Origin of the sequence: Phytohabitans sp. LJ34 (genome assembly GCF_052068095.1) — a bacterium.
GTDB lineage: Bacteria > Actinomycetota > Actinomycetes > Mycobacteriales > Micromonosporaceae > Phytohabitans.
Map to the genome: position 1 here is coordinate 25,237 of NZ_JBQHDG010000030.1, position 17,691 is coordinate 42,927.

At 70.7% G+C, this 17,691-nt stretch carries 19 protein-coding genes; 12 read left to right on the plus strand and 7 right to left on the minus strand.

Features of this window, described 5'->3' with window-relative positions:
- Nucleotides 1-8 precede the first annotated feature (8 nt).
- Both ACTMTJ_RS39405 and ACTMTJ_RS39410 read left to right on the plus strand, forming a co-directional pair.
- Nucleotides 9-869: a helix-turn-helix domain-containing protein gene (locus ACTMTJ_RS39405; protein WP_441223849.1), complete on the plus strand. Its 861-nt coding sequence runs from the start codon at nt 9-11 to the stop codon at nt 867-869.
- A 7-nt stretch (nt 870-876) separates the two neighbouring features.
- Nucleotides 877-1,332 (plus strand): RrF2 family transcriptional regulator, encoded by a 456-nt coding sequence (locus tag ACTMTJ_RS39410; protein WP_441223850.1) that lies wholly within the window; start codon nt 877-879, stop codon nt 1,330-1,332.
- 7 nt (nt 1,333-1,339) lie between these two features.
- Here ACTMTJ_RS39410 and ACTMTJ_RS39415 read toward each other — a convergent pair whose 3' ends face one another.
- Nucleotides 1,340-2,158 (minus strand): DUF6082 family protein, encoded by an 819-nt coding sequence (locus ACTMTJ_RS39415; RefSeq protein WP_441223945.1) that lies wholly within the window; start codon nt 2,156-2,158, stop codon nt 1,340-1,342.
- A 156-nt stretch (nt 2,159-2,314) separates the two neighbouring features.
- Here ACTMTJ_RS39415 and ACTMTJ_RS39420 point away from each other — a divergent pair, with 156 nt between their 5' ends.
- The gene (locus tag ACTMTJ_RS39420; RefSeq protein WP_441223851.1) at nt 2,315-2,539 is read left to right on the plus strand and encodes a DUF397 domain-containing protein; all 225 of its coding nucleotides are present in this window, start codon (nt 2,315-2,317) and stop codon (nt 2,537-2,539) included.
- Here the strand turns inward: ACTMTJ_RS39420 and ACTMTJ_RS39425 are convergent.
- Together ACTMTJ_RS39425 and ACTMTJ_RS39430 are read right to left on the minus strand one after the other, a co-directional pair.
- Nucleotides 2,536-3,405 carry a hypothetical protein gene (locus ACTMTJ_RS39425; RefSeq protein ID WP_441223852.1) on the minus strand — a complete coding sequence of 290 codons (870 nt, stop codon included), beginning with the start codon at nt 3,403-3,405 and terminating at the stop codon, nt 2,536-2,538. The two genes, ACTMTJ_RS39420 and ACTMTJ_RS39425, sit on opposite strands and share 4 nt — an antisense overlap.
- Before the next feature lie 9 nt (nt 3,406-3,414).
- The gene (locus ACTMTJ_RS39430) at nt 3,415-3,936 is read right to left on the minus strand and encodes a VOC family protein (RefSeq protein ID WP_441223853.1); all 522 of its coding nucleotides are present in this window, start codon (nt 3,934-3,936) and stop codon (nt 3,415-3,417) included.
- 56 nt (nt 3,937-3,992) lie between these two features.
- Here ACTMTJ_RS39430 and ACTMTJ_RS39435 point away from each other — a divergent pair, with 56 nt between their 5' ends.
- Entirely contained in the window at nt 3,993-4,457 is a 465-nt protein-coding gene (locus ACTMTJ_RS39435) for a MarR family winged helix-turn-helix transcriptional regulator (RefSeq protein WP_441223854.1), read from the plus strand.
- A gap of 28 nt (nt 4,458-4,485) precedes the next feature.
- Nucleotides 4,486-5,901 (plus strand): tetratricopeptide repeat protein, encoded by a 1,416-nt coding sequence (locus ACTMTJ_RS39440; RefSeq protein WP_441223855.1) that lies wholly within the window; start codon nt 4,486-4,488, stop codon nt 5,899-5,901.
- A gap of 30 nt (nt 5,902-5,931) precedes the next feature.
- Here ACTMTJ_RS39440 and ACTMTJ_RS39445 read toward each other — a convergent pair whose 3' ends face one another.
- On the minus strand, nt 5,932-6,939 hold the full coding sequence (locus tag ACTMTJ_RS39445; RefSeq protein ID WP_441223856.1) for an ArsR/SmtB family transcription factor: 1,008 nt from the start codon (nt 6,937-6,939) through the stop codon (nt 5,932-5,934).
- Nucleotides 6,940-7,118: 179 nt separating this feature from the next.
- On the opposite strand from ACTMTJ_RS39445, the gene ACTMTJ_RS39450 reads away from it, so the two are divergent.
- From ACTMTJ_RS39450 to ACTMTJ_RS39460, 3 genes are read left to right on the plus strand one after another with little or no spacing between them, the layout of a single operon-like run.
- Nucleotides 7,119-7,373, plus strand: a complete 255-nt coding sequence (locus tag ACTMTJ_RS39450) for a hypothetical protein (RefSeq protein WP_441223857.1) — start codon at nt 7,119-7,121, stop codon at nt 7,371-7,373.
- A gap of 24 nt (nt 7,374-7,397) precedes the next feature.
- Entirely contained in the window at nt 7,398-7,877 is a 480-nt protein-coding gene (locus ACTMTJ_RS39455) for a peptidase inhibitor family I36 protein (RefSeq protein WP_441223858.1), read from the plus strand.
- Nucleotides 7,877-9,382: a S1 family peptidase gene (locus ACTMTJ_RS39460; RefSeq protein ID WP_441223859.1), complete on the plus strand. Its 1,506-nt coding sequence runs from the start codon at nt 7,877-7,879 to the stop codon at nt 9,380-9,382. The genes ACTMTJ_RS39455 and ACTMTJ_RS39460 overlap by 1 nt, the downstream gene beginning before the upstream one ends.
- A 97-nt stretch (nt 9,383-9,479) precedes the next feature.
- Here the strand turns inward: ACTMTJ_RS39460 and ACTMTJ_RS39465 are convergent, their stop codons facing one another.
- Nucleotides 9,480-10,796 (minus strand): sensor histidine kinase, encoded by a 1,317-nt coding sequence (locus ACTMTJ_RS39465; RefSeq protein WP_441223946.1) that lies wholly within the window; start codon nt 10,794-10,796, stop codon nt 9,480-9,482.
- Nucleotides 10,797-10,837: 41 nt separating this feature from the next.
- Nucleotides 10,838-11,494 (minus strand): response regulator transcription factor, encoded by a 657-nt coding sequence (locus ACTMTJ_RS39470; RefSeq protein ID WP_441223860.1) that lies wholly within the window; start codon nt 11,492-11,494, stop codon nt 10,838-10,840.
- Nucleotides 11,495-11,591: 97 nt separating this feature from the next.
- On the opposite strand from ACTMTJ_RS39470, the gene ACTMTJ_RS39475 reads away from it, so the two are divergent.
- The 3 genes from ACTMTJ_RS39475 to ACTMTJ_RS39485 are packed head-to-tail and all read left to right on the plus strand — an operon-like array spanning nt 11,592 to nt 14,474.
- The gene (locus ACTMTJ_RS39475) at nt 11,592-12,692 is read left to right on the plus strand and encodes a LolA family protein (RefSeq protein ID WP_441223861.1); all 1,101 of its coding nucleotides are present in this window, start codon (nt 11,592-11,594) and stop codon (nt 12,690-12,692) included.
- The gene (locus ACTMTJ_RS39480) at nt 12,689-13,621 is read left to right on the plus strand and encodes an ABC transporter ATP-binding protein (RefSeq protein ID WP_441223862.1); all 933 of its coding nucleotides are present in this window, start codon (nt 12,689-12,691) and stop codon (nt 13,619-13,621) included. The genes ACTMTJ_RS39475 and ACTMTJ_RS39480 overlap by 4 nt, the downstream gene beginning before the upstream one ends.
- Nucleotides 13,608-14,474: an ABC transporter permease gene (locus tag ACTMTJ_RS39485; protein WP_441223863.1), complete on the plus strand. Its 867-nt coding sequence runs from the start codon at nt 13,608-13,610 to the stop codon at nt 14,472-14,474. Before ACTMTJ_RS39480 ends, ACTMTJ_RS39485 begins: the two co-directional genes overlap by 14 nt.
- Nucleotides 14,475-14,523: 49 nt before the next feature.
- On the opposite strand, the gene ACTMTJ_RS39490 is transcribed toward ACTMTJ_RS39485, so the two are convergent.
- On the minus strand, nt 14,524-16,494 hold the full coding sequence (locus ACTMTJ_RS39490; protein ID WP_441223864.1) for an endo-1,4-beta-xylanase: 1,971 nt from the start codon (nt 16,492-16,494) through the stop codon (nt 14,524-14,526).
- Between the two features lie 177 nt (nt 16,495-16,671).
- On the opposite strand from ACTMTJ_RS39490, the gene ACTMTJ_RS39495 reads away from it, so the two are divergent.
- The gene (locus tag ACTMTJ_RS39495) at nt 16,672-17,586 is read left to right on the plus strand and encodes a diacylglycerol/lipid kinase family protein (RefSeq protein WP_441223865.1); all 915 of its coding nucleotides are present in this window, start codon (nt 16,672-16,674) and stop codon (nt 17,584-17,586) included.
- The last annotated feature ends 105 nt before the right edge of the window (nt 17,587-17,691 follow it).

The following is a 17,691-nucleotide window of genomic DNA, read 5'->3' on the forward strand; positions in this document are numbered from 1 at the left end:
TCGGTGGGATGTTCGGTTTCGGTCAGGCCGCCGGTGGAGCGGGCGGCACCTGGATATCCACCGGCACGCTGCGTGACCTCACACCACACCGTGCGTCCATCTTGGACCACCACTGCCTCGTGCTGGTGACCAAAGGGCACGGCAGCCACGAGGTCGACTTCGAGGTGTTCCAGTGCCGGCCGGGCTCGCTCGTGTGGACCCGGCCCGGCCAGCTGGTCCGCCCCGGCGGCCAGCCGGGGCTCGACGCCACGCTGGTGTGCTGGACACCCGGCCCCGACCTGCCGGACGGCGGCCCGACCTACCGCCAGCTCGCCGGCGAAGACGAGGACGCCGTCATCAACGAGGTCAGCCAGCTCGTCGTCGACCGCGAGCGGGAGCTGTCGCCCGAGCTGCTGCGGCAGCAGCTCGCCACGTTGCTGCTCCGCATCCGCCTGCTCGGCCCGCGGCAAGCGGAGGACGAGACCTACGCCCGCTTCCGCCAAGACCTGGAGGACAGCTACGCGGACACCCGCCGCGTCGAGGACTATGCCGACCGGCTTGGCTACTGCGTGCGTACGCTCACCCGGGCCAGCCTCGCCGCCACCGGGCGCAGCGCCAAGCAGGTCATCGACGACCGGGTGGCCCTCCAGGCCAAGCGGCTACTGGCCGGCACCGACCTGCCGGTCGCCGAGGTGGGGCGGCGGCTCGGCTTCCCGGAGCCGACGAACTTCGGCCGCTTCTTCCAGCGCGAGGTGGGCCAGAGCCCTGGGGCGTTCCGGGCCGCCACGTCCGCGGAGGACCCCGCGGAGACCGGCGACGATCACGCGCAGGCCCACGTGCCCGCGCCACGACCACCCCTCGACCCCGTCCCGGGGTTCGTGCAGGCATGATGTAGGCGTGCAAATCTCCGCCCGCGGTGACTACGCGGTGCGAGCCGCGCTCAGTCTCGCCGCCGCCTACCCGTCACTCATGTCCGCGCAAGCGATAGCGCACGAGCAGGACATGCCGCGCAAGTTTCTGGAGGCGGTCCTGGCCGACCTCCGCCGCGCCGGCATCGTCCGCGCCCAGCGGGGTGCCGAGGGCGGATACACGCTGGCACAGACGCCGCGGGAGATCACGATCGGCTCGATCCTGCGGGCGGTCGACGGGCCCCTCGCCGGCGTGCGCGGCCTGCGGCCGGAGGAGACAAAGTACGAGGGAGCGGCGGAAAACCTCCCCCGCCTCTGGGTCGCCGTGCGGGCGGCCGTGCGCGAGGTGGTCGACGAGGTCAGCCTCGCCGAGATGGTCACCGGCAAGATGCCGGCACACGTCCGCAAGCTCACCACCCGCCCCGACGCCTGGGAGCCCCGCTAGCCGCGAGTCAACGGCGCGCTAGATACTGACGAGCGACGAGCCCACCCGCTACGGCGGCGGCCCCGAGGACCATCCCTACCGCGGTGAAAACAACACGGCCAGGTCTGTCGCCCGACCGCATATACGACCTTGGTTGATCAACCGCGGGCTCGTCAGTGGGCACAGGTGGGTCGAATCGGAACCCTGGACCAGCAGACACAGCACTCGCGTACTCTTCATCCAAGAGATCGACAAACTTCTTCCCGCGCCGTGTCCTGGCATACGATAATCTCGAGCCAGGCCACCACTCGCGTGCGACTTCGCTCTCGAAAAGGCGCGCAGCACCCCGGCGCAGGTTGACAGAGTCGACCCTCCGGAGGTCCCATGCCGTGGCCCAGAAAGCCACCATTAGATTAGCATAAACCTTGTACTTTACGTCCGGGTCGTTCATCACGTCGGCGCCCTCGACGTAGAGAAACTCCGTATTGTCTAGGGACAACTTCGCCAATTCCAGCTGCTGCATTCTGTTGGAATAAAGCAAAGCCACTCGGCTCTGTCGCCATTGCAGAAGCAACGAGACCGCCACCGCAACCAGTGCGACGCTGGAGAAAACCGGCGCCACGCCACCGTACGCCTCCCCAACTGCGGACAGGCGCTCCCATTCGTACGGCCGCTCGCTCAACCACGTGAGCAGGGCCGGCGACGCGAACACGACCAGGACGGCACCAGCGACGAGCCCGACGACCGCACCCAGCGGCACGAGGTCCCGGCCAGATCCGCGACGCACCGTAGCGCCTCCCCACAAACACCGAGACACTGGAAGCTGCCGTCGGCGAACCCCAATCATGACAACCCAGGTCAATGTGGATCACTTCGGGAAGCTTCCTCAACCAAAGATCAGACACATCCGAAAATACCAATCGCAATTTCGCGTGAAATTTGCACGCAGTGTCGCTATTACTATTCACCTAGACACTCAGGTCCCCGCTCAAGGAGGCAAGCGATGACCACAGTGGCTAATCGACCTCGTTTGCGCTGGCGTAAGAGCTCGCGCAGTGACCTCACTGACCAGTGCGTCGAGATCTGCATCTTCGCGCGGGCAGCCGTCCTGATGAGGGATTCGAAAGACCGCCAGCGAGGGCCCCTGGCCTTCGCCCCTTCTTCGTGGGACGACTTCCTCCATGGAGTCCGGCTCGGTGAGTTCGACCGGCAGCAGGGCTTGATCTAAGGGAGGGCGATCACCACGTCGCCGCCGAGGCGGCCGCGTTCTGGGGTTCGCTTCACCGTGCCGGCCGTCAGCAGTGCGTTGAGCACGCGCACCGTGTCCGAGGCGCGGTACACCGTCTGGGTCAGCGTGAACTGCCGCAGCTCCGTCACCGTGCGCGCGCCGGCCGAGCCCAGATGGGCCAGCAGCTCGCGGCGGAGCGGGCCGGGGTGCGGGCTGAGCGAGATGTCCAGCAGGTGACCCTCCGGGTCGCGCGGGTCGCGGTAGCGGACGCCGGCGTACTCGTCGACGGCCCAGAGCGCGTTTTTGAACGCCTCCAGCCCTTTGCCCGCCGTCGTGGCGAAGGTGACGAGCCGGGCGCCGGAGGTGTTCACCAACTCCACGTGGGCGGTCAGCGGCATCGGTGGGGTCGGCAGTTCACCTGTTCCAGAGACGAGAAGGACCTCCGCGGGCTTGCCGGTGCCGGCGGCGGCGAGTGACGCGGGCCCGGCGCCATCCAGGAAGGCCAGGAGCGGGGCGCCGGCCGCGCCCGCGGCCTTGAGCGCGGCGGGCAGGCGCTCGTCGAGCGGGCCCTCGACGGTGTGGACGCCGAGCTCGGGGGGTGTGCCAAGCTCGGCCTGCACCGCGTCGAGGCGGGCGGTGAGCCCGTCGGAAGGCGGCCCGACCAGCAACATCGCGAGCCGCCGGCCGCGCAGGCGGTCGGCGAACTCGGCGAACACGCGCAACGCGGCCTCGGCGGTCGCCGCGTCGGGGGCGTCGGCCCAGCCGTACGCGAACGTGGCGCCCCGCGCGCCGTGCACCGCGCCCGGGGTCCAGGCGTCGAGGTAGCGCACCAACAGCTCGCGGAGGGCCCCGGCGATCGCGCTCATAGGGTTAAGTTACGCGGAAACCGAGATCCCCACGCCGCCTCGGGTGGTGGCACCGTACCGCTCCTTCTCGCGCGCGATGTCGAGCGGGCGGATGCTCTTGCGCGCCTCGATGGCCGCCGAGTCGAGCCGGTCGGCCGGGATCAGCCAGACGACCTCGAACTCCAGGCCGTCTGGATCTTTGCCATAGAGGCTCTTCGTGGTGCCGTGGTCGGAGCTGCCGACCAGCGCGCCGGCCTCGGCCAGCTTGCCGGCGACGCGCTCGAGCTCGTCGAGCGTGTCGACCTCCCAGGCGAGATGGTAGAGGCCGACCGTGCCGCGGCCGGCGGGCGAGGGCCCGGCGCCGTCGCCGATCTCGAAGAGGCCGAGGTCGTGGTCGTTGGTGGAGTCGGGTGCCTGAAGGAAGGCGGCGCCCTTGAAGCCGTCCGGGGTCATCGCGATCGGGCGAAAACCGAGGACGTCACGGTAGAAGGCGACGCTACGGTTGACGTCGCGGACGAAGAGGACGGCATGGTTGAGCCGATGAACACCCATGGCCACCACGGTACCCCGATAGTTGAGCGTTCAACAGTATTGTTAGGCTTTCTCACATGACCCGGTGGCTGAACGAGGAGGAGCAGCGCACCTGGCGCGCGTTCCTGCACGCCTCCCGGGCGCTCTGGGACACGCTCGACCGCGAGCTCCAGCGCGACGCCGGGATGCCGCACGCGTACTACGAGATCCTGGTCCGCCTCTCCGAGGCGTCCGACCGCAGGCTGCGGATGAGCGACCTGGCCGAAGCCACGTCATCGTCGCGTAGCCGACTTTCGCACGCGGTGGCGCGGCTGGAGGAGTACGGCTGGGTGCGCCGCGAAGACTGCCCCACCGACCGCCGGGGTCAGCTCGCGGTGCTGACCGATGCCGGCTTCCGGGTGCTGGAAGCGGCCGCGCACGGGCACGTCGAGGGGGTGCGCACGCACCTGTTCGACCAGCTGACACCGGAGCAGGTGGCCCAGCTGCGGGAGATCAGCGAGGCCATGTTGGACCATCTCGATTCAGGCAGGCACTTGTACTGATCGTCGCCGGTCCAGCACGATGAGGCAGATGTCTACAGGGCTGGCCGAAGTGACCGCGCGGGCGTACGACCTCTTCGAGGCGGGTGACCTCTCCGCGGCGCAGTTGCTGCTGGGTGACGCGCTCGCCGCCGCGGACACCGATCCGGCCAACGCCTCCTCCGCGCTCGCCGAGGCCGCCAGCCTCCACTCCCGGGTGCTGATCGGGCTGGGCGAGCCGCACTCGGCGCGGGCCTGGGCGACGTTCGCGTACGAGGCGGAGAGCCGGCTCTACGGCCCGTCCCACGAGCGCACGATCCGGGCCGCCGCGGTGCTCGCCTCGGTGCTGCACCGCACCGGCAACCACGCCGACTCGGCCGCCCTCTACGGCGCGGTGATCGAGGGTCTCACCGCGCTGGAGGGTCCGGAGGCGCCCCAGGTGCTGGCCGCGCACGCCGATCTGGCCACAGTGGAGTACGCGCGGGGCGAGTGCGACATCGCCCGCGCCCGCCTGGCCGAGGCGTGGGACATGACCCGCGAGGCGTACGGCGACGCTCATCCCGCCGGCATCCGCATGCTCGCGCGGCTGGGCGCGATGGAGCGCGACTGCGGGCGCTTCACCGAGGCGCACCAGCACCTCGCCCACGCCCGCGAGCTGACCCGCGTCTACCTCGAGCCCGACCATCCGCTGGTCGCCCAGATCGCCGCGCTCTCCCGCGCGCCGGCCAACCCACACCACAACTGCGGCGGCCCCGCACTGCCGACCGCGCCGGCCGACGACGACGCCTACCCGGGCCTACAGGCCGTCGACGGCTCGCCGCTCGACCTGCCGCCCGCACCCGGCGAGCCGCCGCGCGAGCGGCCGCAGCCCTCCGTGCCACCCGACGTCGCCGCCGCCTGGCCCCCCGACGAGACCGCCGGCAACCTGCCTGTGCACGTGCCCCGCCAGCGCGGCCGCCGCAGCCGCAGAGGGCCAGCGCCGCTGGTCACCGGCGCGCTGGTCGCCGCCGTGATCGGCGCGGTCGCGGTCGTGGTCGGGCTCGCCGCGATCGACCAGGGCAACGACCCGGACGAGACCGCCCCGCCGGCCGCGAGCTGGCCGCCTCCCCCGGCCACCAGCGCGCCGCAGACCAGCGCACCGCCGACGACCAAGCCACCAGCCAGCCCCACGGCGCCGGCCCAGCCCCGCGTCGGCACCCCGCCCAGCCGCGTGACGATCAAGGACGACCGGGAGAGCATCACCCTGCGCTGGGCCTACCCGGTCGGGGCGAAGGGCAAGGTGCGGGTGTCCGGCGCGCCGAAGGGCCAGCCACAGCGCCCGTTCGGCCAGGATCTGCCCGCGGGCACCACCAGCTACGTCGTGCACGGCCTCGACCAGGAGAGCGACTTCTGCTTCGAGATCGCGGTCGTCTACACCAGCAACACGCTCGGCCGCGCCAAGCCCGTCTGCACCACCCGCTCGGGCTGACGCCCGTGACCGGATGCTGTCCGCGGTAGCTCAATCCTCCTTCGTGGATTGGTCACCGGTTTGGTTCAGGAGTGCGAGTCCCAGCTGGGTGGGGTGATGTCGCATGCGGTGGCCGTCGCGATAGCTGGTGATCAGCCCGGCTCGGCGCAGGACGCTGGCGTGCTCGCTGGCGGTGGCGGGCGAGATGCCGACCCGGCGAGCGAGTTCGTCGGTGGTCCGGGGGTTGGTGCTGATGACGTACAGGACCGCTGCCCGGGTGGTGCCGATCAGCGCGCTCAGCGCCGCGGGGTTCGACCGGCTCCTGATCGGAAGAGCGTCCGGTTGGCGTTCCACCGGGTAGACGAGCACCGGTGGAAGCATCGGGTCGAGCAGCGTCAGCGGCCCGCTGACGCAGAAGTACGACGGGATCAACAGCAGCCCTCGGCCGTCCAGGTGTAACTCCTGGTCTCGGTGCGACGGCACCCGCAGCTCGCCCAAGGACCAGGCCACCATCGGGCGGAGGCGGCTTAGCATGCCTTCCACGCCGCTGGCGGCCAGTGCGGCTGTCTTGGCGGCCCGGTCTCGCTCGATGGCCGACTCGATGCTGCGCCGGTACGGCGCCACAAGGATCTCGTAGCAGCTGCGCATGCTGTCGGTCAGCTCGGCCATCACCTCCGGATCTCCCTCGGCGATGTCGCGGGTCTCGGCCGGCAGCCGATGCGTGCTCGCCAGCCGGCCCACATCTCGGCGGAGGGTCTCCCTGCCCGTGCGGCGGATCGCTTCAAGGCCGTACTCCAGCCCGCGCATCGCGTCGATCGGGTTGAGGAAGTCCGGAAAGTAGCCGACGTTCGGGGTAAGCGCGAGCAGCAACCGTAACCGCGGGCCGAGGTTGGCGCGCCGGAGCAGGCCGGCGGCCTCGCTGCGCCAGCCCGCGAAGAGTAGGTCACCGCGCTGCGGCATCAGCATCTGGAGCGCGAGGACGAGCTCCCAGAGCGGGTCCGGACCGTCGGCGATGCGGGTCCGGGCGACATCGTCGCTGGTGAAGTAGATCTTGAGCACAGCCGTTCCCCCGTCTTGCGTGTGCCTCGTCTATTGGACGCCCTGGTACACGTCCCTGTCTCGTCGGGAACTGGACAGGACGTACGGCGGCGGTGTGGATCTTTGTCGGGCAACATTCGGCGGCAGCCGAATGTTCTGTCCCGCCGACTATCCGAACTCGACAATCCAATCTGGGCGCGGTGATTGCCACCAGAGAGCGCCGGAAACCGGGGGAATTACATGATGACTACAACGCCAGCTGCCGAACTGTCGCGGCGGGTGTTCGCGCCACGATCGGTGACCTGTCCACGGAGAACTGCTACGCAAAGATCCACCGCAACTCCGACGACGAGATTCTCTATGCCGGCGCCGACGCCGGCGTGTCGTCGTACGCATGGAGCCATTGCGCATTGAGCAACGGCGCCGTCTATCGAGGCGGCACGACTTCCTACTGACCGGATTACGGAGGAGAGGACCGGATGAGAACTGGATCGGGAACACCGCGCCGCACCGCACATCGCGCGTTGGGCGTGCTGCTGGCGATCGTACTTGTCGCCGTGACGGCGGTATCCGGGCTGAGACCCGCAACGGCCCTCGCCACCCGCATGATTATCGGCCCCGGCTTGGCCAGCTGCCCCGCCGGCTACGTGTGCCTGTGGACATTTTCCAACTTCACCGGCACCGGGTACGCCTTCTTCAACAGCGAGTACGACTACTACAGCCTGCCCGCGCCTTTCAACGGGATCGAAAACTTCTCGTGGTCGTTCTACAGCCACGGAAACACCCACGACATTCGCTTCTTCCGGGACACCCAATCGGGCGACTCGTTCATCCTCTGCAAAGGCACCTGGATCGCGGAACTGCCCTCCAACGCGGAGGTCACCCCACCGGCGGCGTACGAGCCGGGTCGGGGCTGGCGTGACACGATCTCGAGCCACAAGTTTGGAGCGTTCTGCTGATGAACCCGAAGATTGAGCGCCCCAGCCGCAGGTCGTCCGGTCGACTGGTCAGGATCGTCGGTGTGCTCGCCGTGGTGAGCGTCCTAGCCAGCGGCGGCATGGCTCCCGCACACGCGGAGCCCGTGTTGCCGCCGGAGACGTCGGCGCCGCCACCACCGGCTGACGCGGCGATCCGCGAGTCGCTGGAATACCTCATGACGGAGTACGGCGTGAGCAAGGCGGAGGCGAAGCGCCGGCTCGACCTACAGGACCGGGCCGCCGAGATCGCCGCCACGGTAAGAGCGACGCTCGGGAACGAACTGCTCGACGTCAGCCTGGATCAGGTCGGCGGCGGAAAGCTCACCTTCCTCACCAGCAGGCCGGAAGTCGCGAAGTCGGTCGCCGGCGCGGTCGCCGATCCAGGCGAGATCCGGATCGTGCGGAGCAAGTTCACGTACGCGCAGCTCGTCACGGCCGAGAAAGAGGCACGGACCCTCTTCGCCGCCGATCCCAAGGCAATGATCGGGATCGACAAGGAGCGGGAAAGGATCACCGTCTACCTTCCGGCGGATGCCGTCCGCGCCGCCCAGCTTCGCGCTCTGGTGGACAAGCGGGCAGCCTCCCGAAAGGCCGTCCAGGTGCCCATCTTCCTCGACACTTCCCCCGACGAGATCGGCGGCGAACCCAAAGCATGCGAGCTCCTCGCATGCGACACACCGATGCGCGGTGGCGTGCGGTTGCACGTACGGCGTGACAACGGCTCGTGGGGATCCTGCACCACCGGATTCAACCTGCGCGGCAACAACGGATGGGCATATGTGCTCACCGCGGGCCACTGTGTGGTAAGCCCCGGACCGAAACGGCAGTACATGTACCACAACGGCCTGCCCGCCGTCGTGGAGATGACGACCGGAAACTTCGCCGACCCAAACGCGCCGGCGGACACGCGGTTCTACAACACGTCGATCCAGCACGATTTCGCGATTCTCCCCTACCAGCACGTCGGCGGTCACAGCTGGAGTGGCTACTGGATCGACGGCCGGCCGAACCACAATCGCGTGAAGTCCTACTGCGTCGCGCCGAGCCTGAGCACCTGCTACGGCGGTTCGACCGAGTACAGCATCATCGGCATGTACACGCGCGACGAGATGCAGGTCGGCTGGGTCGTCTGCGCGACCGGCACCGGCACAGCGGGCGTCTACAGCGAAGCCGCCGGCCGTTCGGCCGGCACCCGCTGCGGCCGGATCCTCAGCAAGACCATGACCGACTACAACACCGATCTTCCTTGGGGCCGAGCCATCAAGGTCGACATCTGCGGCCGCCATGGCGACAGCGGCGGCCCGCTGTTCGGGCAGCAGAGCGGCAAGGCATACGGGATCCTGTCCGGCGGACCGACCCGTAGCGGCGCCTGTGACCACAGCAGCGACCAGGAGTACAGCGTCTACTCCCCGCTGTCGGAAATCCTCCCTAAGGCGCAGAGCCAGACGGGCATACAGATGAGCCTGATTACCAGCGCGGCCGGGTAACTCGCCCGCGGAGGCCTTGCCCACGGCGGGCGAGGCCTCCGTCTCTCCGTTTATCAGTCGACCGGCTCTCAACGCCCTTCCAGTCGATGTGCGGCAGCTAGGGGGCGGGCGCCGCGGGGAGGCGGATCTCGGCGTGGAGGCCGGTGCCGGAGGTGGCGTCGGCCAGGCGGACGGTGCCGCCGTGGCGGCGGACCAGCTCGCGCACGATCGCCAATCCCAGGCCGGCGCCGCCGGCGTCGCGGGCCCGCGCGTCGTCCAGGCGGGTGAAGCGGTCGAACACCCGCGCGCGGTCCGCTACCGGGATGCCGGGTCCGTCGTCGGCCACGGTCACCAGGTGGTACGGGCCGTCGGCTCGGACCTCCACCCGGACGGTGGTCCGGGTGTGGCGCACGGCGTTGTCGACGAGGTTGGCGACCGCCCGGGCGAGCGCCTCCGGCTCCCCGCTGATCCACAGTGGATCGTCCGGGACGGCGGCGGTGACCGGGGGCGACGGGTATCGCTCGGCCAGCGAGGTGACCAGCTCGCCCAGCTCCACCGGCACCGCGCGGAGCGTGCGCGTGCCGGCCTCGTCGGCGCGGGCGAGCAGCAGCAGGTCGTCGACGAGCCGGCTGAGCCGCTGCGTGTCGAGCAGCAGGTCGTCGGCGACGGCCGGCCAGTCGGTGCGCTCCCCCAGCCGCTGGGCCACCTCGATCTGGGTACGCATGTTGGTCAGCGGGCTGCGCAGCTCGTGGGCCGCGTCCGACACGAACGCCCGCTGCCGGGCCCGGGCGGCCTCCAGCCGGTCGAGCATGCCGTTGAGCGTGACGGCCAGCCGGTGGATCTCGTCGTGCGAGTCGGGCAGGGGCAGCTGGCCGGGGCGCGCGCCGCCGGTGATCTCCTCGGCACCGCTGCGCAGCGCCTCCACCGGGCGCAGCGTCAGCCCGATCACCCGCCAGGCCACCGCCGCGAGCGCGATGAGAAGCAGCGGGAACGCGATCAGCAGGATGGTGCGCAACAGCCGCACGCTCTGCGAGAGGTCGGCCAGCGACTTGGCGACGAGCACCGTGTCGGGGCCCGCCTGCGCCGCCACCACCGTCGCCGGCCCGCGGAGGCCCGGCCGGTCGCCCTCGATGTCGAAGCTGTCCCCCGCCCGCGCGCGCGCCATCTTGTCTTCCCCGAGCACCGGCGTCATGCGGTCGGCGTCGATCGAGGCGTAGATCACCCGATGGTGGTCGTCGACCACCTGCACCCATACGTCGCCGGCGACCGGCAGCGGGACGGGCACCGTGTCCGCCTCGACCAGTGCCGCCACGCCCTCGGCGTTCTGCCGCGCTTCGCCCTCCGCCGTCGCCTGGAGGCCGAGGCCGAGCGCGAAGACCATCATCACGCCGCCCACCGTGAGGCCCAGAGCGAGCCCGGCGACGCCGATGAACATCAGCCGGGCGCGCAGGCTGATGCGGCGCCACCACCTGGGTCTCACGAGCTCAGACGGTATCCCGCCCCGCGCACCGTCTCCAGGATGTCGCGGCCCAGCTTGCGGCGCAGGTAGCCGACGTACACCTCGACGGCGTTGGGGGCTGTCTCGATGCTGGCGTCCCACACGTGGTCGAGCAGCTCGGTCTTGGAGACCACCTCGCCGGCCCGGCGCATGAGGTACTCCAGCAGCGTGTACTCCCGGACGGTGAGCGCGATCTCGGCGCCGTCGAGCGTGACCCGCCGCTCGGCCGGGTCGAGACGGAGGGCGCCGACGGTCAGCACCGCCGGCCGCTGCGGCGCGCCCCGGCGCAGCAGCGCGCGGAGGCGGGCCAGCAGCACCACGTACGAGAAGGGCTTGGTCAGGTAGTCGTCGGCGCCGCAGTCGAGGCCGTCGGCCTGGTCGTACTCGCCGTCTTTGGCGGAGAGCATCAGCACCGGCAGCCAGTGCTCCTCGGCCCGCAGCTGGCGGACCACCCGGTAGCCAGACAAGCCGGGCAGCATCACATCGAGGATCATCGCGTCGTATCCGCCGTGACGGGCCATCTCCAGCCCGGTCGGGCCGTCTCCCGCCACGTCGACCGCGAAGCCCTCGCCCTGAAGCCCGCGCTGCAAGGCCGTCGCCAGCCGAGCCTCGTCCTCCACCACCAGCAACCGCACGCCACCTAGCGTGCCATCCTGGCTGAGTGAGGCCACAGGCACTCTCAGCACGCTCACAGGGCCGGTTACGCACGATGGGTGCCAGGAGGTGCGAAACATGTCAGTAATGAGTTCCCGACCCGCGCTCCGGTGGCTGGTGCCCGCGGCGGCGGTGGCGGTGGTGGTCGGCGGAGGGGCCGCCGTCGGCACGCTCGCCGCGACCGCGGAGCCGAGCCTTCCCCCGCGCACGGCCCAGCAGCTGCTGGTCGACCTACAGACGGCACGGCTCGACGGGGTGTCCGGCACGGTGGTGCAGTCGGCCGACCTCGGCCTGCCCAACCTGCCCAACCTCAGCGGCGGCGGCAGCGGCTCGGCCGACATCGCGTCGCTGCTCACCGACACCAACACGCTGCGCGTCTGGTACTCGGGGCCGGACAAGGCCCGGGTCGCGCTGATGGGCACGCTCGGCGAGACCGATCTCATCCGCAACGGCACGGACGCGTGGCTGTGGTCGAGCAAGACCAACACCGCCACCCACCGCAAGATCAGTGACGCGGACACCCGGTCGCACGACCTCAGCAGCCTGCCGCTGACGCCGCAGGAGGCGGCCGACCGGGCGCTCGCCGCGGTCGACCCCACCACCGAGGTCACGGTCGGCCGGTCCGCCACGATCGCCGGGCGCGACGCGTACGAGCTGGTGCTCGCCCCGCGCGACAAGGCCTCGCTGGTAGGCCAGGTGCGGATCGCGATCGACGCCACCGAGCACCTGCCGCTGCGGCTGGAGGTCTACCCGAAGGGCAGCGACGAGACGGCGTTCCAGATCGCCTTCACGCAGATCGACTTCGCCCGGCCGGACGACGCGCAGTTCCGGTTCAACCCGCCGCCGGGCGCGAAGATCGAGGAAGACACGAGCCCCGCGCCGGGCACGCGGGAAAAGGCGCAGAAGGCGCCGAAGTCGCCCGAGGACGTCGGCGTCACCACCGAGGGCACCGGATGGACGACGGTCGTGGTGGCCAAGGGCGACGGGAGCGGCAAGCCGTCCGACGAGGCCGAGGCGGCCCAGGTGCTCAGCATGCTGACCCCGGTCAGCGGCGACTGGGGCAGCGGACACCTGCTCAGCGGCCGGCTCTTCAGCGTCCTGCTCACCGACAAGGGCGACATCTACGCCGGCCTGGTGGCCCCGGAAAGGTTGTACGAGGTAGCCCTGGAGAACAAATGACCGCGTTCGCGGTCGAGAGTTGCGGATTGACAAAGCGGTTCGGACGCCAGGTCGCGGTCAACGCCGTCGACCTGGCGGTCCCCCGCGGGGCGGTCTACGGGTTCCTGGGCCCCAACGGCTCGGGCAAGACCACCACGATACGCATGCTCCTCGGCCTGATCCGGCCCACCTCCGGAGGTCACGCCCTGCTCGGTGAGCGCATGCCGGGCGGTGCCGCGACGGTGCTCCCCCGGGTGGGCGCGCTCGTCGAAGGGCCGGGCTTCCACCCGTACCTGTCCGGGATGGACAACCTGCGGCGGCTCGACGCGGCCGACCGCACCGCCCGCCCGGCCACCGCGGACACCCGCATCCGAGCCGCGCTCGACCGGGTCGGGCTCGGCGCGGCGGCGGGCAAGCGCTTCCGGGTGTACTCGCTGGGCATGCGGCAGCGGCTGGCGCTGGCCGCGGCCATGCTCGCCCCGCGCGACCTGCTGATCCTGGACGAGCCGACCAACGGGCTCGACCCGCAGGGCACCCGCGAGGTGCGTTCGCTGATCACGGCGCTCGCCGCGGAGGGCGCCACCGTGCTGCTCTCCACCCACCTACTGTCCGAAGTGGAGCAGGTTTGCAGCCACGTCGGCGTCATGCATCTGGGGCGCCTGGTGGCACAGTCCACACTGGAGGATCTGCGGGCGGAGGCGGTGCCCCGCGCGCGGGTGGAGACCGACCGGCCGGCCGACGCCGCCCGCGTGCTGCGGGAGCTCGGCCTCACCGAGGTGGCGCACGACGCCGCGAGCGCGACCGGCCTGCTGGGTCCGGTCGCTCCCGAGAAGGTGGTGGCCACGCTGGTGCACGACGGCATACCCGTGCGCGGCTTCGCCGTCGTCGCGGCCGACCTGGAGGAGCAGTTCGTGGCGTTGACCGGGGAGGGCTTCGATGTCAGCGGTTGACGTGACGGCGGTCCCGACCACCAGGGTGGCGGCGCCGTTCCGGTTCCTCCGCTCGGAGCTGGGGCTGGTCGCGCGGCGCCGGCGCAACCAGGCCGGGCTCGCCGTGCTGGCCGCCGTCCCGGTCATCGTCGCGATCGCGGTGAAGGTGGCCAACCCGACCTCCTCCGGCGGCGGCGAGGGCGGGCCGGAGTTCCTGTCGTCCATCACCGGCAACGGCATTTTCGTGGCGCTCGCGGCGCTCGCCCTCGAGATCCAGCTCTTCCTGCCGATCGCGGTGGCGGCCATCGCCGGCGACTCGGTCGCGGGTGAGGCCAACGTGGGCACGCTCCGCTACCTGCTGACCGTGCCGGTGCACCGCACCCGGCTGCTCGCGGTAAAGTTCGCGGGCATCGTGGCCGGCACGTTCGTGGCGGTCGTGACGGTCGCCGGCACCGGCGTGGTGGCCGGGCTGCTGCTCTTCGGCGGCGGCGAGGTCACACTGCTCTCCGGCACGACCATCGGGCTCGGCGAGGGCCTGCTGCGACTGCTGGCGATCTGCCTCTACCTGACGGCCTGCCTCGCCGCGCTCGGCGCCGTCGGGCTCTTCGTCTCGACGCTGACCGAGCAGCCGATGGGGGCGACGATCGCGATCGTCATGTTCAGCATGACCAGCTGGATCCTCGGCGTGATCCCGCAGGTCGACTGGCTCCACCCCTACCTGATCACGCACTGGTGGGACAGCTTCGGCGACCTGCTCCGCGACCCCGTGGCGTGGGATCCGCTGCGCAGCGGACTGCTCTCCGCCGCCGCGTACGCCGCCATCTTCCTGAGCGCGGCCTGGGCGCGCTTCGGCAGCCGCGACGTAACCTCCTGACGCCGCTGGGGCTCTCAGGTCGTTGCCGCGACCTGAGGGCCCCGCACATCTAGCAGGCCGCCCCGTTCACGGTGAACGACGCCGGTGCCGCGTTCGTGCCGGTCCAGCTGGCGACGAAGCCGAACGTGACCGAGCCGTTCGCGGGCACGCTGCCGTTCCAGGACGCGTTTGTCACCGTGACGGTGGCGCCGCTCTGGGTGTAGCCGCCGGACCAGAGCTGGCTGATCCGCTGACCGTTCGCGAACGACCAGCCGACCGTCCAGCTGGTCAGCGCCTGGCCCGGCGCGACCCGCACCTCACCCTGGAAACCGCCCGGCCACTGCCCCACGACCCGGTAGGTGACCTGGCAGGAACCGGCCGGCGGAGGGGTGGTCGTGGGCGGCGCGCTCGTCGTCGGCACTACCGAGGGCGAGGTCGGCACCGTGGCCGTCGGCGTGGCTTCGATCCTGGTGGGATCGACGATGCCCCAGTAGGCCGGCTTGGCTTGGAGCTGCTCGTCGAAGAGCAGCGGCGCGTCGTTGCGCACGACCGGGAAGGTGTCGAGCCACGTGTCGTCGTCCGCCAGGCCCCACACGGTCACCGAGGTCAGCTCCGACGAGTACCGCTTGTACAGGTCGAAGAGGTCGCGGTACTTGTACGCCTGCCGGATGAGCCGGTCACGCGGCGGGGTCGGGAAGGACTCGCCGGAGTTGGTGTAGATGCTCACGTCCATCTCGGTGACCTGCTGGTCCACGTCGAGCGGGACGAACTTCTGGATCATCGCCTCCGACTCGCTGACCGACGGCCAGTCCACGTTGACGTGCATCTGGTGCCCGACGCCGTCGATCGGCACGCCCTCGGCCTTGAGCTGGCTCACCAGGTTGTAGAGCTTGTCGCGCTTGGCCGGCACGTTGGTGTTGTAGTCGTTGATGTAGAGCTTCGCGCCCGGCGCCACCTCGCGGGTGACCCGGAACGCCGTGCGGATGTAGTCCAGCCCGGCGATCTCGTACCACTTGCTGCGGCGCAGCCCGTCCGCCTGGTTCTCGTCGATGACCTCGTTGACCACGTCCCAGGTCGCGATGTCGGCGCCGTGGTGCCCGACCACGCCGCGGATGTGCGCGTCGAGCCGGGAGAGCAGGAGCGCCTTGTTCGCCGCGGTGGGGGTCATCGGGGCGCCGCTCGCGTCGTTGAACACCCACGCCGGCGTCTGGTTGTGCCACACCAGCGTGTGCCCGCGCACCTCCATGCCGTTCGCCCGCGCGAAGTCGACCATCGCGTCGGCGTCGGCGAAGCGGAACGTGCCCTCGGTCGGCTCGGTGGCGTCCCACTTGAGCGCGTTGCCGGGCGTGACCGAGTTGAAGTGCTTGCTCAGCAGCCGGGCGTGCTCGCCGAGCGTCTGCGGCACGCTGATCGCCGCGCCGATCGGGAAGTGGCTCGCGAGCACGTCCTTGACCGACGGGATGTCGGTCTGGATCGGTGTCGCCGGCACGTACGACAGCACGAAGTCGTCGATGTGCAGCGACGCCGTCCCGCTGGCCGTCTCCACGTACACCGACAGGAACTCGACGTCGTGGGCGAGCGTGTACTGGCCCTGGAGGTTGACCCAGGCGCCGTCGGAGACGTTGGTGTTGCCGACCACCTGGTCGTAGCTGGGCGTGCCGGCCGTACGCCGCTCGACGCTCAGCCGGGCCTGGGTGGACCCGCCGCCGGCGGCGACGCGGACCCACACCGACAGCGTGTAGCGGACCCCTTTGTCCATTGTGTCCAGCACGCTGAGGGTCGGCCCTTCCCAGGTGCGGGTCCGTCCACTGACCAGCAGGCTGCCGGTACCAGAATGTGCCACGGCCGTGCTCACCGCGACGGTCTCGTCGGCGCGCGGCGCCCAACCATGGGTGTCGTTGTTTTCGAAGGTGTGGTTGGCGACGGTGACCGGCTCCGCGGCGCTCGCGGACGGCGCGGTGGCCAGCGGCACCGCGACCGCGACGGACACCGCGAGCCCGGCGAGGGCGAAGGGGAGCCGGCGGCGCGTATTTGCGCGCATGGTGATTCCTCTCGTGGGATGCGCGCGCCGCCAACCACGTCTGCCCAGTACGTGGGAGGCGGCACGAAGAACGGCCCACGACGCGCGCCGGCTCCCGGGACGCGCTTGGCCTAGATGATCGTCGATGTTAGGGCGGTGGGATACGCGCGTCAACGCGGATCATGCACACTCGACCCCGTGACAGTCGCCTCGGCCGTGGTCGTCAACCCCACGAAGGTCGTCGACCTCGACGAGCTGCGCCAGACCGTCACCGCTCTGCTCACCGAGGCCGGCTGGCCGGAGCCGGCCTGGTACGAGACGACCCGCGAGGACCCCGGCCGGGGCCAGGCGCGCAAGGCGGTCGAGGGCGGCGCGCGGGTGGTCTTCGCGTGCGGCGGCGACGGCACCGTGCGCTCCTGCGTCAGCGAGCTCGCCGGCACCGAGGTCGCGCTCGCCGTGCTGCCGAGCGGCACCGGCAACCTGCTCGCCGCCAACCTCGGCCTCACCCACGACCTGATCGGCGGCATCGAGGTCGCGCTGGCCGGCGGGATGCGCCGGATCGACGTGGGCGCGGTCGACGGCGAGTGCTTCGCGGTGATGGCCGGCATGGGCTTCGACGCGCAGATGCTCGCCGCCACCTCGGAGACGACGAAGGCGCGGATCGGCTGGCCGGCGTACGTGTTCGGCGCCGTCCGCCACCTCCGCGACCGCCCGATGCGGGTCACCATCCGGATCGATGACAAGCCGCCCATCCGCCGCCGCGCGCGCACGGTCCTGATCGCGAACGTGGGCCGCCTCAAGGGCGGCCTGCGGCTGCTGCTCGACGCCGAGCCGGACGACGGCGCGTTCGACGTGGCGGTGCTCACCCCGCGCACTCTCGGCCACTGGGCGTCGCTGGCCTGGGCGGTGGCGACGCGGCAGCGACGGGTGCCGCGGATGGAGGTGTTTCGCGGGCGGAGCGTGCAGGTGACCAGCAACCGCGCGCAGCCCCGCGAGCTCGACGGCGACCTGATCGAGCCGGGACGCACGCTCCGCGCCGAGATGCGGCCCGAAGCGCTGTGGCTCTGCGTCCCACGGCCGGCCGGTTCGGAAGACCTGGCCGAGGGCGCCTAAATCGGTGGCGGGCCGCGGCCGGCCGGGTTACCGTGGCCGCATGATCTCCTGACGTCCTTCTGAGACCCGCGTACATCAGCCTCTGTCTCGGGCGTCGTCCCCCTG

What these genes read in the sequence shown, in the direction of transcription:
- ACTMTJ_RS39475 (WP_441223861.1), top strand. Translation starts at nt 11,592, where the DNA reads ATGTCAGTAATGAGTTCCCGACCCGCGCTCCGGTGGCTGGTGCCCGCG.
- ACTMTJ_RS39425 (WP_441223852.1), bottom strand. Translation starts at nt 3,405, where the DNA reads ATGAGCGCGATCGCCGGGGCCCTCCGCGAGCTGTTGGTGCGCTACCTC.
- ACTMTJ_RS39490 (WP_441223864.1), bottom strand. Translation starts at nt 16,494, where the DNA reads ATGCGCGCAAATACGCGCCGCCGGCTCCCCTTCGCCCTCGCCGGGCTC.
- ACTMTJ_RS39420 (WP_441223851.1), top strand. Translation starts at nt 2,315, where the DNA reads ATGACCACAGTGGCTAATCGACCTCGTTTGCGCTGGCGTAAGAGCTCG.
- ACTMTJ_RS39440 (WP_441223855.1), top strand. Translation starts at nt 4,486, where the DNA reads ATGTCTACAGGGCTGGCCGAAGTGACCGCGCGGGCGTACGACCTCTTC.
- ACTMTJ_RS39415 (WP_441223945.1), bottom strand. Translation starts at nt 2,158, where the DNA reads ATGATTGGGGTTCGCCGACGGCAGCTTCCAGTGTCTCGGTGTTTGTGG.
- ACTMTJ_RS39460 (WP_441223859.1), top strand. Translation starts at nt 7,877, where the DNA reads ATGAACCCGAAGATTGAGCGCCCCAGCCGCAGGTCGTCCGGTCGACTG.
- ACTMTJ_RS39455 (WP_441223858.1), top strand. Translation starts at nt 7,398, where the DNA reads ATGAGAACTGGATCGGGAACACCGCGCCGCACCGCACATCGCGCGTTG.
- ACTMTJ_RS39430 (WP_441223853.1), bottom strand. Translation starts at nt 3,936, where the DNA reads ATGGGTGTTCATCGGCTCAACCATGCCGTCCTCTTCGTCCGCGACGTC.
- ACTMTJ_RS39485 (WP_441223863.1), top strand. Translation starts at nt 13,608, where the DNA reads ATGTCAGCGGTTGACGTGACGGCGGTCCCGACCACCAGGGTGGCGGCG.
- ACTMTJ_RS39480 (WP_441223862.1), top strand. Translation starts at nt 12,689, where the DNA reads ATGACCGCGTTCGCGGTCGAGAGTTGCGGATTGACAAAGCGGTTCGGA.
- ACTMTJ_RS39465 (WP_441223946.1), bottom strand. Translation starts at nt 10,796, where the DNA reads ATGTTCATCGGCGTCGCCGGGCTCGCTCTGGGCCTCACGGTGGGCGGC.
- ACTMTJ_RS39405 (WP_441223849.1), top strand. Translation starts at nt 9, where the DNA reads ATGTTCGGTTTCGGTCAGGCCGCCGGTGGAGCGGGCGGCACCTGGATA.
- ACTMTJ_RS39435 (WP_441223854.1), top strand. Translation starts at nt 3,993, where the DNA reads ATGACCCGGTGGCTGAACGAGGAGGAGCAGCGCACCTGGCGCGCGTTC.